Source organism: Pseudonocardia benzenivorans CB1190 (genome assembly GCF_000196675.2).
GTDB lineage: Bacteria > Actinomycetota > Actinomycetes > Mycobacteriales > Pseudonocardiaceae > Pseudonocardia > Pseudonocardia benzenivorans.
This window is the reverse complement of record NC_015312.1, coordinates 3,009,643-3,025,798: the sequence shown is the minus strand read 5'-3', so window position 1 is coordinate 3,025,798 and position 16,156 is coordinate 3,009,643. Positions and strand designations below refer to the sequence as shown.

Below are 16,156 nucleotides of genomic sequence, written 5' to 3'. Positions count from 1 at the left end.
CGGCCGACCACGAGGGCCGGCCGCTCACGGCAGGGGGCGCCGGGGGTCGACGAAGCCCGACTCGAACGCCGCCACGACCGCCTGGGTCCGGTCGCGCACACCGAGCTTGGCGAGCACGTTGCCGACGTGGGTCTTCACCGTCTCGACGCCGAGGACCAGCTCGGCGGCGATCTCGGCGTTGGACAAGCCGCGGGCCATGCCGCGCAACACCTCCGACTCGCGGTCGGTGAGTCCGCGGCCCGCGAGCCGGTCGCCGGTGTCCGGTCCGACGGCGGCGACCAGCTCCCGGACGGCGGCAGGGAACAGCAGCGACTCCCCCGACGCGACGGTGCGCACCGCCGAGACGATGTCGGCCGGCCGGGCCCGCTTGAGCAGGAAGCCCGTCGCCCCGGCGCGCAGCGCCTCGTAGACGTGGCCGTCGTTGCCGAACGTCGTCAGCACGAGCACGCGCGGCGGGTCGGGGCGGGCGAGCAGCGCGCGGGTCGCGGTGATCCCGTCGACGGTGGGCATCCGGACGTCCATCAACACGACGGCGGGGCGCAGCCGGGCGACGAGGCCCGGCACCTCGGCGCCGTCGGCGGCCTCACCCAGCACGCGGATCCCGGGCTCGGAGTCGAGGATCGCGCGCAGGCCGGTCCGGACGAGCTCCTCGTCGTCGACGAGCAGGACGCCGATGGTCGTACCGCCGGTCGCGGTCACGGACCCGATCCTGACGCACCCGACCACGGCAGGCGGGCCGCGACGCGCCAGGCGTCGCCCTCGCGTCCGGCTTCGAGCTCGCCGCGCAGCACCCGCACCCGCTCCGCCATCCCGGCGACGCCGCGCCCACCGCTCGTGCGCTCGACGGTCGACCCCTTGTGCCCCAACGGGTTCTCGACGTCGACGGCCAGCTGCCCGGCGCCCGCGTCGAGGCGGACCGCGACCGGGACCGGCCCGGCGTGGCGTAGCGCGTTGGTGAGCGACTCCTGCACGATCCGGTAGGCCTCCCGCGACACCGCGGCCGGGACGGCGCCGAGATCGCCGCGGACGTCGAGGCGGACGTCGACGCCTGCCGTCCGGGCGCCGTCGAGCAGACCGGGGAGATCGGCCAGGTCGGCGGCGGGCGCCGTCGGCGGGCTCTCGCCCGGCCCGTCGCGCAGGATGCCCAGCACGTGGTCGAGGTCGGCCAATGCGCCGCGGCCGGCGTCGGCGATCGCACCGAGCGCGCGGCGGGCGAACTCGGGGTCGCCGTCGAGGACGCGTGCGGCGGCCTCGGCCTGCAGCGTCGTGACGGTGAGGGCGTGCCCGACGGAGTCGTGCAGCTCGCGCGCGAGCCGGTTGCGGACGGCGAGGTCGTCGGCGACGCGCTGCGCGGCCGCGAGCTCGGCGCGCAGCCGCTCCCGGCGGTCCGGCCCCAGCACCCCGGGCGCGAGCCGGCCCAGCACGGCACCGGTCGCCGACACCGCGTGCGCGAGCAGGACCACCAGCAGCACCCCGGCGACCGGGCACCACGCCGCGGCCGCGCCCACCGGCAGGGGCGCGATGTCGCGCCAGGGGGCCGTGACCAGCGCGATCGCCGTCGGTACGACGACGAGCGTCACCAGCACCGTCACCGCGCCGGCGACGACGTTCAGGGCGAGCCAGCCGGCCGCGCGGCGGCGGGCGGACCAGGTGGTCGGCGCCGCGTCGCGACCGTCGGTGCCGGGGACGGCGGCGTCGAGCAGCGCGCGCGCCGCGGTGACCTCCAACGCGCGGACCCCCGGTGCGAACGCCACCGCGGCGCCCGCCGCCACGGCGAGTGCCAGCAGCACCGTCCCGGAGACGACGTCGAGTCCCCCGGAGCCGATCGCGAGGGCGAAGAGCCAGCCCAGCGCCCCGTACGGCAGCGCGACCACGGCGCCGAGCAGCAGGTGCAGCGCGCGTCGCCACGTCGCCCCGTCGGTGAGCGGGGTGAACAGCAGGCGCAGCCATCCCACGTCCCGATCGTCGCAGAGCCCGCGCCGTACCCGCTCCCCCGCGCGAGGGAGCCGGTTCCACCCGCGGCGGGAGTCGCCCGGACGGCGTGGCGGCGACGGTGGAACCCATGACGACCACGACCTCCCCCGCACGCATCCGCAGCCATCCGGCCGACGGCCCTGCCCGCTCCTGGCCGCGCCCGGGCCACCGGCTGCTCGGCCTCGCCGCAATCGCGGGGACCGTGCCCTACCTCGTGCTCAAGGCGATCTGGCTGACGGGCGGCAGCGCGGGCGTGCACGATCCGACGCTGCTGCACGACGCGTCCCTGACGGTGCTCAACGTCGTGACGGTGGCGCTGGACGCGTGCGTCGTCGCCCTCGCGCTCGCCCTGACCACCCGGCGCGGGCTGCAGGCGCCCGCCGTGGCGCTGCTGCTGCCGACCTGGGTCGGCACCGGGTTCCTCGTCCCGATGGCCGTGTCGATCCTGCCCGCGACGCTGCTGTCGCTGGGGACACCGCCCGAGCCGGGCCTGCTCGCGCCGTGGGTGCAGCCGCTGGTCTACGGCGGGTTCGCCTGGCAGGGCGTGTTCCTCGTCGCCGCGCTCGCCGGGTACGCCCGTCAGCGCTGGGGGGCGCAGCTGCGCCATCCCGTCCGGCGGGCGGCGGCCGTCGAGCCGGTGCTGCGCGTCGTCGCCGGCGGCGCCGCGGTGACCGCCCTGGTCAGCGCCGTGCTGCACGTCGCGACGGGGCTGGTGATCGGCGGTGGCGTCACGATCATGACCGAGAGCGTGAACGCGCTGCTCGCCGTGGCCGGGGCATGGGGGCTGGTCGCGCTGGTCCGCCGCCGCGGGCCGCGCAGGCTCGCCGTCACCGCGGCATGGACGGGGTGCGCTGCGATGTTCTCGTGGGGTCTGTGGTCGACGGTCACGACGATGGGCGCCACCGCCCTGGCCACCGGCGGGGTCCCGGCGGCGGGCCTCGCCGCGGTGACCGGGCTGCTCGCGGGCCTGTCCGGCGCGATCGCGGCACTGCTCGCGCTGTGAGTAGCCCGTGAACGCCATGAGCGGCCGTGCGTGGCGATGGTCGCCATGGCGACCATCGCCACTCACGACCGCCGCGCGCCGGGCACGGTGCCGTGCGCATCATGGAGGCATGGGAGTCGCAGGCCTGCGGGCACGGATCGCGGCCGGGCTGTTCGAGAAGGTCGCCGGGGCCGAGGGCGCGGGGCGCCGCGAACGCATCCACGCCACCCCCGGACCGCGCTGGTTCGCCACGGACCGGCCCATCCGCGCCGTCCACGGCGACGCGGCGATGTTCGTCGGCGGGCTGCGAGCGCTGCTGCTGCAGTCGTTGCACCCCTTGGCGATGGCGGGCGTCGCCGGGCACTCCGGGTTCCGTGGTGACCCATGGGGCCGGTTGGCGCGGACCAGCTACTTCATCGCCTCCACGACGTTCGGCCCCGCCGAGCTGGCCGAGGAGACGATCGCCCGCATCCGGTCGGTGCACGAGCGCGTCCGCGGCACCGCGCCCGACGGGCGCCCGTACGCCGCGTCGGACCCGCACCTGCTGGAATGGGTGCACATCGCCGAGATCGACAGCTTCCTGCGTGCCTACCAGGCCTACGGCTCGGCCCGGCTCGACGCGACGGGGCGCGACGCCTACGTCGCCGACGCCGCCGTCGTCGCCCGCGCGCTCGGGGTCGTCGACCCACCGGAGACCGAGGCCGAGCTGGCGGCGCGGATCGAGGCGTTCCGGCCCGAGCTCGACGGCTCGCCCGCGGCCCGCGACACCGCGCACTTCCTGCTCCGCGAGCCCCCGCTGCCCGGCCCCGCCCGGGTCCCGTACGCGTTGCTCGGCGCCGCCGCCGTCGGACTGCTGCCACCGTGGGCCCGTTCTCCGTTGGCGCTGCCCCACCGGCCCCGGCTCGACCGCACCGTCGTCAGGCTCGGCGGCCGGGCGGTGACGTCGGGAATCCGGTGGGCGATGGCATCCGGGCCGCCCTCGCCCGCGCCCGCCGCCACCGCGCGCTGAGCAGGCCGGTTCTCAGCTCAGGAGATCGGCGTCGAAGCACGTCCGGGTGCCGGTGTGACAGGCCGGGCCCTCCTGGTCGACGACGACGAGCACCGCGTCGCCGTCGCAGTCGAGCCGCACCTCGCGGACGTGCTGGACGTGTCCGGACGTGTCGCCCTTGACCCAGTACTCCTCGCGCGAACGCGACCAGTAGGTGCCGCGGCCCGTGGTCAGGGTGCGGTGCAGGGCCTCGTCGTCCATCCACGCGACCATCAGCACCTCGCCGGTGCCGTGCGCCTGCACGACGGCACACACGAGGCCGTCGGCGTTGCGCTTGAGCCGCCCGGCGATGGCGGGGTCGAGCTCGGAGTCGAGAACGCGGGTCATCGCACTTCCACCGCCCCGGCCCGCAGGCCGTTCTTCACCTCGGAGATGCGCAGCGTCCCGAAGTGGAAGACGCTCGCCGCGAGCACCGCGTCGGCACCCGCGCGCACGGCGGGCAGGAAGTCGTCGACCTTGCCCGCGCCGCCGCTGGCGATCACCGGGACGTCGACGACCTTGCGGACCTGCTCGATCATCTCGATGTCGAACCCGGCGCGGGTGCCGTCGGCGTCCATGGAGTTGAGCAGGATCTCCCCGACGCCCAGTTCCTGGCCCCGCGCCGCCCACTCGACGGCGTCGATGCCGGTGCCGCGGCGGCCGCCGTGGGTCGTCACCTCGAAGCCCGAGGCGGTCGGCGGCCCGTCCTGGACGCGCCGGGCGTCGACCGACAGCACGATGCACTGCGACCCGAACCGGCGCGCACACTCGCCCAGCAGCTCCGGCCGGGCGATGGCGGCGGTGTTGATGCTGACCTTGTCCGCACCGGCGCGCAGCAGCGTGTCGATGTCCTCGGGGGTGCGGACCCCGCCGCCCACGGTGAGCGGGATGAAGACCTGTTCGGCGGTGCGGCGCACCACGTCGAGCATCGTGGCGCGCTCCCCCGACGACGCCGTGACGTCGAGGAACGTCAGCTCGTCGGCACCCTCGGCGTCGTAGACGGCGGCCATCTCGACGGGGTCGCCCGCGTCGCGCAGGTCGGCGAAGTTGACGCCCTTGACGACCCGGCCGGCGTCGACGTCGAGGCAGGGGATGACCCGGACGGCGACGCCCATCAGCCCGCCGCCCGACCCTGCGCGCGCACGGCGGCGACGGCGGCCAGCGCCTCGGGCAGGGTGAACCGGCCCGCGTAGAGCGCCTTGCCGACGATCGAGCCCTCGATGTTCGCGCCGTCGGCCTTGGCCTGCGCGAGGGTGACGAGGTCGGACACCTCGGCGATGCCGCCCGAGGCGATCACCGGCGCCGGGGTGGCGGCGGCGACGTCGCGCAGCAGGTCGACGTTGGGGCCCTTCAACGTGCCGTCCTTGCCGACGTCGGTGACCACGTAGCGGGCGCACCCGTCGCCGTCGAGACGGGCGAGGGCCTCCCAGAGGTCGCCGCCGTCGGTGGTCCAGCCGCGCGCCGCGAGCCGGTGCTGCCCGTCCTTGATCTTGACGTCGAGCCCGACGGCGATCTTGTCGCCGTGCTTCGCGATGGCCGCGGCGCACCAGTCGGGGTTCTCGATCGCCGCGGTGCCGAGGTTGACCCGGGCGCAGCCGGTGGCCAGCGCGCGCTCGAGCGACGCATCGTCGCGGATCCCGCCCGACAGCTCCACCTTGACGTCCAGCCGGCCGACGACCCCCGCGAGCAGGTCGGCGTTGGAGCCGCGGCCGAAGGCGGCGTCGAGGTCGACGAGATGGATCCACTCGGCCCCGTCGCGCTGCCAGGCGAGCGCGGCCTCCAGCGGGTCGCCGTAACCGGTCTCGGTCCCGGCCTCGCCCTGGACGAGGCGGACGGCCTGGCCGTCGGCGACGTCGACGGCGGGCAGCAGCGTGAAGCTCACGCGCCGAGCCTACCGAGGCGGCCTTCCGCAACCGCCGAACGGTCCGCGCTCAGCCCAGCTCCGCGCGCAACAACGCCGCTCCTCCCGCGAGCGAGGCCAGCTTGCCCTCGGCCGAGGCCCGCGGCAGGTACTTCATCCCGCAGTCGGTCGCGAGCACGATCCGCTCGGGTGTGGTGTGCGCGAACGCCCGGCGGCCGCGGGCGGCGACGGTCTCGGGCGACTCGACGGCCGGGTCGGACAGGTCGATGACCCCGAGGACGATCGTCTTGTCCGCGAGGTCGGCGAGCACGCCCAGGTCCAGTCCGGACTGGGCGGTCTCGATGGAGATCTGGTCGGCGCTGCACCCCGCGAGCTCCGGGAGGAACGAGTAGCCCTCGGGCCGCTCGTGGACGATCGCGGCGTAGCCGAAGCAGATGTGCACGGCCGTCGTCCCCTCGACACCGTCGAGCGCGGCATCGAGCGCGGCCAGGCCGTAGGCACGGGCGGCATCGGGGCGGGCCTGCATGTACGGCTCGTCGATCTGCACGACGTCGGCGCCCGCGGCGAAGAGGTCGCGGATCTCGGCGTTGACGGCCGCCGCGTAGCCCATCGCGGCCGCCTCGGCGTCGGGGTAGTGGTCGTTCTGGGCCTGCTGGCTCATCGTGAACGGGCCGGGAACGGTCATCTTGACGGTCCGGTCGGTCGCGGCCCGCAGGAACTGCAGGTGGCGCACCTCGATCGGGGCGGACCGGGCGATCGGCCCGACGATGCGCGGCACCGGGTTCGGGTGGCCCGTGCGGTCGATCGCCGTGCCCGGGTTGTCGACGTCGACCCCGTCGAGGGCCGTCGCGAAGTGGTTGGAGTAGCTCTCCCGGCGGATCTCGCCGTCGGTGAGGATGTCCAGACCCGCCCGCTCCTGCGCCCGGATCGCGAGCAGCGTCGCGTCGTCCTGCGCCTGGGCGAGGAACTCCGGCGCGACCCGCCACAGCTCCTTCGCACGGACCCGCGGTGGCAGTCGGCCCGACAGCTTGTCGCGGTCGATCAGCCAGTCGGGCTGGACGTAGCTGCCGACGAGCGACGTCGGCAGCAGCGGCAACGCACTCACAAGGCCTCCTGGTGACGGTCAGCGGGCAGGTTCCTCCGGGGCGGTCCCACCCTGTCCCTCGGCGCGCAGCGCCGCCCGGCCGCGGGCAGCCGCCCACGCGAGCCCCACGACGAGCCCCACGACGATCAGCAGCACCCAGCCCCACCACGGGATCCCGCCGAGCGCGCTCGCCAGCACACCGGCCAGTGCCGCGCCGACGACGCTGCCCACCGTGCTCGCCGACGACGTGCGCCGCCGGGTGGTCGTGCGGCGCCTCGGCGTCCTGCGGGTGGTCGTGCTGCGGGTTGTCGTGCTGCGGGTGCTCGTCCGCCGGGATTTCGGCGTCGAGGCGCCCGACCGGCTGCTCGTCGAGGCGGGCTTGCGCTTACGGGTCGTCACGGGTGTCAGCCGACGACGTCGCGCAGCCAGTTGGACAGCACCGCCGCGCCCGCGTCACCCGACTTCTCGGGGTGGAACTGGGTCGCGGCGAGCGCCCCGTTCTCGACGGCGGCGACGAAGTCCTCGCCGTGGTGAGCCCACGTGACCAGGGGCGGACGCAGCACGTCCGACTCCTCCAGCTCCCAGCGGCGCACGCCGAAGGAGTGGACGAAGTAGAAGCGGGTGTCGGCGGGCAGCCCGGCGAACAGCACGCTGGCCTCGGGGGCGCGGACGGTGTTCCAACCCATGTGCGGCAACACGTCGGCCTTCAACCGCTCGACGGTGCCCGGCCACTGCCCGCAGCCGTCGGTCTCCTCGCCCCACTCGACGCCACGGTCGAACAGCACCTGCATCCCGACGCAGATGCCCAGCACCGGACGGCCGCCGGCGAGCCGCCGCTCGATGATCCGCGGGCCCCCGACCGAGCGCAGCCCGGTCATGCACGCCGCGAACGCGCCCACCCCCGGCACGACGAGCCCGTCGGCCTCGACCGCCAGGTCGGCGTCGGCGGTCACCGTGACGTCGGCGCCGACACGGCGCAACGCACGCTCGGCGGAGCGCAGGTTGCCCGATCCGTAGTCCAGCACGACGATCCGCGACACCCGGCAAGGATAGACGGGCCCGGCCGCGGCCCCGCACCGCGAGGCCCGCTCCGACCCCGCCCCGCCACAGGTGATCACCGAACGGGGGACGTGGGCGCCGTGGAATGCGCTCGAGTCCCGCACATGCTGATCACGAGTGCGGGGCCGGCCCGCTGATGGCCCTCCGCCGCAGGGCAGCGGGCTCGGGTGATTGCCACGGGGCACGGGGCGCCCGCCACCGCGCGACGGACTCGGCCGAGCGAGCGCACCTGCCCCCGGCCCCACCGAGCCACGGACACGCGCACACACCGATCATCCACGCGGCGACCGACGCAGCCATGAGGAAACCCGCCGTGGGCCGTCGGAGGGCGCCGCACGCAGGTCGATCGCTGAACCGGGGACATGAGCGCACGCAGCTGCGCTCATGTCCCCCGAACGCCGATCACCCGCCGTCGCCCGGGCGCGGGACACCTCAGTACCCGAGCACAGCCGGGCGGGCAGGGTCAGAGCGCGCCCTTCGTCGAGGCGATGCCGGTGATCCGGGCGTCGGGTTCGGTGGCGGCACGCAGCGCGCGCGCGACGGCCTTGAACTCCGCCTCGGTGATGTGGTGGGGGTCGCGACCGTCGAGCACCCGCACGTGCAGCGCGAGGTGCCCGTGGAAGGCCAGCGACTCGAAGACGTGCCGATTGAGCACCGTCGGGTAGTGCCCGCCCACGACGAAGCCGCGCATCATCTCCGGCTCCCCGGTGTGCACGGTGTAGGGCCGCCCCGAGACGTCGACGACGCACTGCGCCAGCGCCTCGTCCATCGGGATCCAGGCGTCGCCGAAGCGGCGGATGCCCTTCTTGTCCCCCAACGCCTGCCGGATCGCCTGGCCCAGCACGATCGCGGTGTCCTCGACGGTGTGGTGCACGTCGATGTGGGTGTCGCCGTCGGCGTGCACGCGCAGGTCGAAGGCGCCGTGCTTGCCGAAGGCGTCGAGCATGTGGTCGAAGAACGGCACGCCGGTGTTCACGTCGGCGGTGCCGGTGCCGTCGAGGTCGATCTCGACGCTGATCTTGGTCTCCTTGGTGGCGCGTTCGACGCGCCCGACCCGTCCGGTCATCGGTCGGTCTCCAGTTCGGTCGTGGCGAGCGCCGTGGCGGCCGCGAGGAAGGCGTCGTTCTCCTCGGGGGTGCCGACGGTGACGCGCAGGTGCGCGGGGATGCCGACGTCGCGGATCAGGACGCCGCGGTCGAGGAACGCCCGCCAGGCGCGCGGCGCGTCGGCGAAGCGGCCGAAGAGCACGAAGTTGGCATCGCTGGGGACGACGGCGAAGCCCCCGGCGGCCAGCGCGGCCATGACCCGGTCGCGCTCGGCCGACAGCAGCGCGACCGAGGCGAGAGTGGCGTCGGCGTGTCTCAGCGCAGCGCGGGCGGCGGCCTGCGAGAGCACCGAGAGGTGGTAGGGCAGGCGCACGAGCTGCAGCGCGTCGACGACGGCGGGCGCGGCCGCGAGATAGCCCAGCCGGCCACCCGCGAAGGCGAACGCCTTGCTCATGGTGCGCGACACGATCAGCTTGTCGCCGTGGGTGTCGAGGAGGCGGATCGCGCTGGGGTGCGAGGAGAACTCGCCGTAGGCCTCGTCGACGACGACGATCCCGGGTGCCGCGTCGACCAGGGACGCGACCTCGTCGGGGTCGAGCGACTGGCCGGTGGGGTTGTTCGGGCTGGTCAGGAACGTGACGTCGGGGGCCCGCTCGGTCAGCACCGCGCGGGCGGCGGCGATGTCGATGCCGAACGTCGCGGTCCGGGGCGCGGGCACCCACTCGGTCTGCGTGCCCGAGGAGATGATCGGGTGCATCGAGTACGACGGTTCGAACCCGACGGCGCGCCGCCCGGGGCCGCCGAAGGCCTGCAGGATCTGCTGGAGGATCTCGTTGGAGCCGTTGGCGGCCCACACGTTGGCCGCGGTGAGCGCGACGCCCGTGCGGCGCGTGAGGTACTCGGCGAGGTCGGTGCGCAGGTCGACCGCATCGCGGTCCGGGTAGCGGTGCAGGTCGACGGCGGCGGCCGCGACCGCGCCCGTGACGTCGGAGACCAGCTCGGCGGGCGGCGGGTACGGGTTCTCGTTGGTGTTGAGCCGCACCGGCACGTCGAGCTGGGGCGCGCCGTAGGGGCTCTTGCCACGCAGGTCGGCACGCAGCGGGAGGTCGTCCAGCCGGACCTCAGCGCCCACCACGGGCTGGGACACCGCGGTCATCGGGCGAACCTGGCCGTGACGGCCTCGCCGTGGGCGGGCAGGTCCTCGGCGACGGCCAGCGTCACGACCTGGTCGGCCACGTCGCGCAGCGCGTCCTCGGTGTACTCGACGACGTGGATGCCGCGCAGGAACGTCTGCACCGACAGCCCGCCCGAGTGCCGGGCGCAGCCGCCGGTGGGCAGCACGTGGTTGGAGCCGGCGCAGTAGTCGCCCAGCGACACCGGCGACCAGGCCCCGACGAAGATCGCGCCGGCGTTGCGGACGCGGGCGGCGACCGCGCGGGCGTCGGCCGTCTGGATCTCCAGGTGCTCGGCGGCGTAGGCGTCGACGACGGCGACCGCGTCGTCGAGGTTCGCGACGAGGATCGTGCCGGACTGGGGGCCCGAGAGCGCGGTGCGGATGCGTTCGGTGTGCTTGGTGGACCCGACCATCGGGACGAGCGCGGCGTCGACGGCGTCGGCGAGCTCCTCCGACGTCGTGACCAGGACGGACGCCGCATTGGGGTCGTGCTCGGCCTGGGAGATCAGGTCCGCGGCGACGTGCACCGGGTCGGCCGTCGCGTCGGCGAGCACGGCGATCTCCGTGGTGCCGGCCTCGGCGTCGATCCCGATCAGGCCGCGCAGCAGTCGCTTCGCGGCGGTGAGGTAGATGTTGCCGGGCCCGGTGACCATGTCGACGGGCTCGAGGTCTCCCCCATCGGTGTCGGTGCCACCGTGGGCGAGCAGCGCGACGCACTGCGCGCCACCGACGGCCCACACCTCGTCGACCCCCAGCAGCGCGGCGGCGGCGAGGATCGTCGGGTGCGGGAGGCCGCCGTTGTCGGCCTGCGGCGGCGACGCGACGACGAGCGACTCGACGCCGGCCGCCTGCGCCGGCACCACGTTCATCACCACCGACGACGGGTAGACCGCGAGCCCGCCCGGCGCGTAGAGGCCGACACGGCGGACCGGTACGAACCGCTCGGTGACCGTCCCGCCCGGCACGACGTTCGTGACGACGTCGGTGCGCCGCTGCTCGGCGTGCACCGTCCGCGCGCGCTCGATCGAGGTCTCCAGCGCCGCGCGGACCGCCGGGTCGAGCGCGTCGAGCGCCGCGGCGAGCGCCTCGGCGGGCACCCGCACGCTCGCGGGGCGGACCTTGTCGAAGCGCTCGGTGTACTCCAGCGCGGCCTCGACGCCGCGGTCGCGGACCGCGTCGACGATGGGCCGGACGATCTCGAGCGCGGCGTCGACGTCGATCGCGGCCCTGGGCACGATCCCCCGCAGGACGGCGGGCCGGGGCAGGGTGTCGTGGCGCAGGTCGAGACGGCGAAGCATGGCCATCAGCGTACGGCCAGGAGGGTGCTGGAGAACTCCGGCCGTAGCGAGCGGCGTCCAGGTGGTGTCATCGCACGGCGGGCGGGTGTGGCGATACCGCTGTGGTGTCGACGCACTCGACCAACGCCGCGAGGGCGCCGCCTGGGCGTCGCGCAGTGCGCCCGAGTTCTCCAGCGCACTACTGACGCAGGTCGAGCCCGAGGTCGAGGGCCGTGACCGAGTGGGTCAGCGCCCCGACGGAGATGAAGTCGACCCCGGTCGCGGCGTAGGCCGCCGCGTCCGCCAGCACGATGCCGCCGGAGGACTCGAGCAGCGTCGGCGACGCCCCGCGCCTGCGCACGGCCTCGGCCGTCTGCGCGGGTGTGAAGTTGTCGAGCAGCACGAGTTCCGCGCCGAGGGCGAGGACGTCGTCGAGCTGGTCGAGGGAGTCGACCTCCACCTCGCAGGGCAGGTCCGGGGCGAGGGCGCGGGCAGCCGCGAGGGCCGCCGACACCGAGCCCGCGGCGGCGACGTGGTTGTCCTTGATCAGGACCGCGTCGCCGAGCCCGAGCCGGTGGTTGACCCCACCCCCGCAGCGGACGGCGTACTTCTCCAGCAGCCGCAGGCCCGGCAGCGTCTTGCGGGTGTCGCGGACGCGGGCAGGGGTGCCGGCGAGCGCGTCGACCCAGGCCCGGGTGGCCGTCGCCACCCCGGAGAGGTGGCACAGCAGGTTGAGCGCGGTGCGCTCGGCCGTCAGCAGCCCACGGACGGGGGCACGGACGACGAGCGCGGGCTCGCCCGCGGTCAACGACGCGCCGTCCTCCAGCGCCGCCATCTCCTCCCACTCACCCCCGAGCACCTCGTCCAGCACCGCCCGCGCGACCGGGAGACCGGCCAGGACTCCGGCGCGCCGCGGGGTGAACTCCCCCACTGCCACCGCGTCGGCCGGGACGGTCGCCGCGGTCGTCGCGTCGGGGCCGTAGCGCAGGTCCTCCTCCAGCGCGGTGCGGACGACGCGCAGCAGGTCGTCGCGGTCGGGAACGCCGATCTCGGTGGTGCCGCCGACGCCGGCGGCCAGCCACCCGGCCGTCATGCCACACCCACCAGCACGCCGCCGCCGACGGCGTCGATGCGCCGGCCGTCGCCGGCTGCGTCGATGCGCCGGCCGTCGCCGGCTGCGTCGATGCGCCGGCCGTCGCCGACGACCGGCCTGCCGTCGCCGTCGAGTGCGACGACGAGGCTCTCGCGCTGCCAGACGTCGTCGCGGTCGGGGAAGTCGGTGCGCACGTGGCAGCCCCTCGTCTCGCGTCGGGTGCCCGCGGCGGCCAGCACGGCCTGCCCGAGCAGGGTGAGCGCGGCGTCCTCGACGCCCGCGCGGTCGACGGGCAGGGCCCGGACGGTGGCGGACTCGATCGCGTCGGACGCCGCGGCGAGCCCGGCGGCGTCGCGGCCGATGCCGGCCGAGGCGCTCATCGCCCGCTGCACGACGCGCCGGTCGGCGACGGGTACCGCGGCCCCCCGCGCGACGGGATCGGTGAGGGCCGCCCGGGGTCCGGCGAGGTCGGCCACGACCGCGCGGACGGCGCGCCCGCCGACGACCAGACCTTCCAGCAAGCTGTTGGACGCCAAGCGGTTCGCCCCGTGCAGCCCGGTCCTCGCCACCTCACCCGCCGCGTACAGGCCGGGGACGGCGGTGCGCCCGTCGACGTCGGCGACGACGCCACCGCACGCGTAGTGCGCGGCGGGCGTCACCGGGATCAGGTCGACGCGGGGGTCGATGCCGGCGTCGCGGCAGGAGGCCGAGACCGTCGGGAAGCGGGCGGCGAAGCCGTCGATCGAGGTGGCGTCGAGCCACACGCAGTCGGTGCCGGTCTGCGCCATCCGGCGGGTGATCGCGGCGGCGACGACGTCACGCGGCGCGAGGTCGGCGAGCGGGTGCACGTCGGTCATGAACCGCACGCCGGCGCGGTCGCGCAGCACCGCTCCCTCGCCGCGGACGGCCTCGGTGACCAGCGGCCGGCGCCCGACGGCCGGCCCCGTGTAGAGCACCGTGGGGTGGAACTGCACGAACTCCAGGTCGGCCGCGGTGGCCCCGGCCCGCAGGGCGAGCGCGATGCCGTCGCCGGTCACGGCCGCGGGGTTGGTCGTGGACGCGAACAGCTGGCCGTAGCCACCGGTGGCGAGCAGCACGGCGGGCGCGCGCAGCAGGCCCGGGCGGCCGTGGTCGTCGGCGACCCACAAGCCGACGACCCGCCCGGTCGCGTCGAGCGCGACGTCGAGGCCGACGTGCCCGGCCAGCAGCGGCAGCCCCGCCACTCCACGAGCGGCCGCGACGAGCGCGCGTTCGACCTCGGCACCCGTCGCGTCGCCGCCGGCGGGCACCACCCGGAAGGCGGTGTGCCCGCCCTCCCGGGTGCGCGCCAACCGACCCGGCCCCCCGGACGGGTCGGCGTCGAAGACCGCGCCACGGGCGCGGAGGTGTGTGAACGCCGCCGGACCCGCCTCGACGATCGCGGCGACGGCACGAGCGTCGTTCAGCCCCGCGCCCGCGGCGAGGGTGTCGGCGACGTGCCGGTCGGTGTCGTCGCCGGGCACGTCACCGAGCACGACGGCGATGCCGCCCTGCGCCCAGCGGGTCGACCCGGCGTCGACCTCGTCCTTGGTGACGACGACGACCCGCAGCCCGGCGGCGACCGCGTCGAGCGCGGCCGTGAGCCCCGCGACGCCGCTGCCGACGACGACGAGGTCGGCCCCCGCCTCCCAGCCCGACGACGTCCGTCCCGACGCGGTCATTCCCCACCGCCGGGGCGGCCGATGGCGATCATCCGCTGCACCGCCTCGCGCCCGCGGGCGGCGAGCTCGGGGTCGACGTGCACCTCGTCGGTGCCCTCGCGCAGCGACCGGACCAGCTTCTCCGGGGTGATCATCTTCATGTAGGGGCACGACGCGCGGTCGTTGACGGCCCGGAAGTCGACCTCCGGAGCGGCCCGCCGCAGCTGGTGCAGCATCCCGACCTCCGTCGCGACCAGCACCGACCTCGCCCCGGTCCGGCGGGCGGCGTCGAGCATGCCGCCGGTCGAGAGGATCTTGACGCGCTCGGCGGGGACCGCGCCCGCCGTCGCCAGGTAGAGCGCCGAGGTGGCGCAGCCGCACTCCGGGTGCACGAAGAGCTCGGCCTCGGGGTCGGCCTGCGCCTTGGCGGTGAGCTCGGCACCGTTGATGCCGGCGTGGACGTGGCACTCCCCCGCCCACACGTGGATGTTGTCGCGACCGGTGACCCGGCGGACGTGCGCGCCGAGGAACTGGTCGGGCAGGAAGAGGATCTCCCGGTCGGCGGGGATCGACTCGACGACCTCGACGGCGTTCGACGACGTGCAGCACACATCGGTCTCGGCCTTCACCGCGGCGGTGGTGTTCACGTAGGAGACGACGACCGCGCCGGGGTGCTCGGCCTTCCAGGCGCGCAGCTCGTCTGCCGTGATCGAGTCGGCGAGCGAGCAGCCGGCGGCCGCGTCGGGGATCAGGACCGTCTTCTCCGGAGCAAGGATCTTGGCGGTCTCGGCCATGAAGTGGACGCCGCAGAAGACGATGGTCTCCGCGTCGGCCGCGGCCGCGATCCGCGAGAGCGCCAGCGAGTCGCCCACGTGGTGGGCCACGTCCTGGATCTCGGGCAGCTGGTAGTTGTGCGCCAGGACGACCGCGTTCCGACGGCGGGCCAGCTCGTGGACCTGCTCGACCCAGTCGGCACCCGTGATGGGCGCGTCGACGGCCTGTGTCGGGCTCATCGGTCACCTCCTCCTGTTTTCGCCTATGAATCGAAAACAAGGGGATCGTAGCAGCCGCCGTCGTCCGCCGGCACCGTCGAGGTGACCAGGGACTCACCTGCCGTTCACGCTCCGGAAACACCGGCCCACCCTGTGACGTCCCGGCCGCCGCGCCGGGCCGCATACGCTGGGCGCATGCCCGGCACGTCAGCGCTCCCCACCTGCCACGAGGTCCTCGCGGCGGTGCTGCAGGTGCGCGAGGGGCGCCTGTGCGTGCTGGCCTGGCAGCGTGCCATCGCGCCCGACGAGGGCCGGTGGGCGTTGCCCGGTGGCCGGCTGGGCGACGAGGAGGACGTCGAGGAGTCGGTGCGCCGCCAGCTCGCCGAGAAGGTCGACCTGCGCGACGTCGCGCACGTCGAGCAGCTGGGCGTCTTCTCCGCGCCGCACCGGGTCCCGGGTGCGCGCGTCGTCGCGACCGCGTTCCTCGGGCTCGTCCCCTCCGACGCCGACCCGGCCGTTCCCGGCGACACGGCCTGGCATCTCGTCGACGCGCTGCCGCCCACCGCCTTCGACCACGCCGAGATCGTCACCGACGCGCTCGACCGGCTGCGCGCCAAGCTCTCCTACACCAACATCGGGTTCGCGCTCGCCCCCGCGGAGTTCACCGTCTCGGCGCTGCGCGAGATCTACGCGGGCGCGCTGGGACACCCGGTCTCGGCGACGAACCTGCAGCGGGTACTCACCCGGCGCGGTCAGCTCGAGCCGACCGGCGCGGTCTGCCCGCCCGGTCCCGCCGGCGGGCGGCCCGCGGCGCTGTTCCGGTTCACCCGCCGCAGCCTGCGCGTCACCGACGCCTTCGCCGTGCTGCGGCCGCCAGGCGAGGGTGGACGGGCCGTCGTACCGTAGTC

General features: G+C 75.2%; 17 protein-coding genes. 3 read left to right on the top strand and 14 right to left on the bottom strand.

Annotated features, from left to right (window positions below; genetic code table 11):
• Positions 1-24 precede the first annotated feature (24 nt).
• Positions 25-699 (bottom strand): response regulator transcription factor, encoded by a 675-nt coding sequence (locus PSED_RS14415; protein ID WP_013674984.1) that lies wholly within the window; start codon positions 697-699, stop codon positions 25-27.
• The gene (locus PSED_RS14410; protein WP_013674983.1) at positions 696-1,955 is read right to left on the bottom strand and encodes a sensor histidine kinase; all 1,260 of its coding nucleotides are present in this window, start codon (positions 1,953-1,955) and stop codon (positions 696-698) included. Before PSED_RS14410 ends, PSED_RS14415 begins: the two co-directional genes overlap by 4 nt.
• 107 nt (positions 1,956-2,062) lie before the next feature.
• Between PSED_RS14410 and PSED_RS14405 the strand changes: the two genes are divergently transcribed.
• Positions 2,063-2,977 (top strand): hypothetical protein, encoded by a 915-nt coding sequence (locus PSED_RS14405; RefSeq protein ID WP_013674982.1) that lies wholly within the window; start codon positions 2,063-2,065, stop codon positions 2,975-2,977.
• Between the two features lie 109 nt (positions 2,978-3,086).
• On the top strand, positions 3,087-3,965 hold the full coding sequence (locus PSED_RS14400) for an oxygenase MpaB family protein (protein ID WP_013674981.1): 879 nt from the start codon (positions 3,087-3,089) through the stop codon (positions 3,963-3,965).
• Between the two features lie 12 nt (positions 3,966-3,977).
• On the opposite strand, the gene hisI is transcribed toward PSED_RS14400, so the two are convergent.
• The 12 genes from hisI to nadA all read right to left on the bottom strand — a co-directional run bounded on the left by hisI (position 3,978) and on the right by nadA (position 15,269).
• Positions 3,978-4,331 carry a phosphoribosyl-AMP cyclohydrolase gene (gene hisI / locus PSED_RS14395; protein WP_013674980.1) on the bottom strand — a complete coding sequence of 118 codons (354 nt, stop codon included), beginning with the start codon at positions 4,329-4,331 and terminating at the stop codon, positions 3,978-3,980.
• Complete coding sequence (hisF, locus tag PSED_RS14390) at positions 4,328-5,098, bottom strand: imidazole glycerol phosphate synthase subunit HisF (protein ID WP_013674979.1); 771 nt, start codon at positions 5,096-5,098, stop codon at positions 4,328-4,330. Before hisF ends, hisI begins: the two co-directional genes overlap by 4 nt.
• Positions 5,098-5,865, bottom strand: a complete 768-nt coding sequence (priA, locus tag PSED_RS14385; protein WP_013674978.1) for a bifunctional 1-(5-phosphoribosyl)-5-((5-phosphoribosylamino)methylideneamino)imidazole-4-carboxamide isomerase/phosphoribosylanthranilate isomerase PriA — start codon at positions 5,863-5,865, stop codon at positions 5,098-5,100. Before priA ends, hisF begins: the two co-directional genes overlap by 1 nt.
• 49 nt (positions 5,866-5,914) lie before the next feature.
• The gene (locus PSED_RS14380) at positions 5,915-6,949 is read right to left on the bottom strand and encodes a uroporphyrinogen decarboxylase family protein (protein ID WP_013674977.1); all 1,035 of its coding nucleotides are present in this window, start codon (positions 6,947-6,949) and stop codon (positions 5,915-5,917) included.
• Positions 6,950-6,967: 18 nt separating this feature from the next.
• Positions 6,968-7,327, bottom strand: a complete 360-nt coding sequence (locus tag PSED_RS14375) for a hypothetical protein (RefSeq protein ID WP_132975449.1) — start codon at positions 7,325-7,327, stop codon at positions 6,968-6,970.
• A 5-nt stretch (positions 7,328-7,332) separates the two neighbouring features.
• Positions 7,333-7,968, bottom strand: coding sequence for an imidazole glycerol phosphate synthase subunit HisH (hisH, locus tag PSED_RS14370; RefSeq protein WP_041759668.1), 636 nt, complete (start codon positions 7,966-7,968; stop codon positions 7,333-7,335).
• Between the two features lie 482 nt (positions 7,969-8,450).
• A complete protein-coding gene (gene hisB / locus PSED_RS14365) occupies positions 8,451-9,053 on the bottom strand; it encodes an imidazoleglycerol-phosphate dehydratase HisB (RefSeq protein ID WP_013674974.1) in 603 nt (200 codons plus the stop codon).
• Entirely contained in the window at positions 9,050-10,189 is a 1,140-nt protein-coding gene (locus PSED_RS14360) for a histidinol-phosphate transaminase (RefSeq protein ID WP_013674973.1), read from the bottom strand. The genes hisB and PSED_RS14360 overlap by 4 nt, the downstream gene beginning before the upstream one ends.
• Positions 10,186-11,505: a histidinol dehydrogenase gene (hisD, locus tag PSED_RS14355; protein WP_041761231.1), complete on the bottom strand. Its 1,320-nt coding sequence runs from the start codon at positions 11,503-11,505 to the stop codon at positions 10,186-10,188. The genes PSED_RS14360 and hisD overlap by 4 nt, the downstream gene beginning before the upstream one ends.
• Positions 11,506-11,683: 178 nt before the next feature.
• On the bottom strand, positions 11,684-12,577 hold the full coding sequence (gene nadC / locus PSED_RS14350) for a carboxylating nicotinate-nucleotide diphosphorylase (RefSeq protein WP_013674971.1): 894 nt from the start codon (positions 12,575-12,577) through the stop codon (positions 11,684-11,686).
• Positions 12,574-14,277, bottom strand: a complete 1,704-nt coding sequence (locus PSED_RS14345; protein ID WP_013674970.1) for an L-aspartate oxidase — start codon at positions 14,275-14,277, stop codon at positions 12,574-12,576. The genes nadC and PSED_RS14345 overlap by 4 nt, the downstream gene beginning before the upstream one ends.
• A complete protein-coding gene (gene nadA, locus PSED_RS14340) occupies positions 14,274-15,269 on the bottom strand; it encodes a quinolinate synthase NadA (protein WP_013674969.1) in 996 nt (331 codons plus the stop codon). The genes PSED_RS14345 and nadA overlap by 4 nt, the downstream gene beginning before the upstream one ends.
• Before the next feature lie 174 nt (positions 15,270-15,443).
• Between nadA and PSED_RS14335 the strand changes: the two genes are divergently transcribed.
• Positions 15,444-16,154, top strand: coding sequence for an NUDIX hydrolase (locus tag PSED_RS14335; RefSeq protein WP_013674968.1), 711 nt, complete (start codon positions 15,444-15,446; stop codon positions 16,152-16,154).
• The last annotated feature ends 2 nt before the right edge of the window (positions 16,155-16,156 follow it).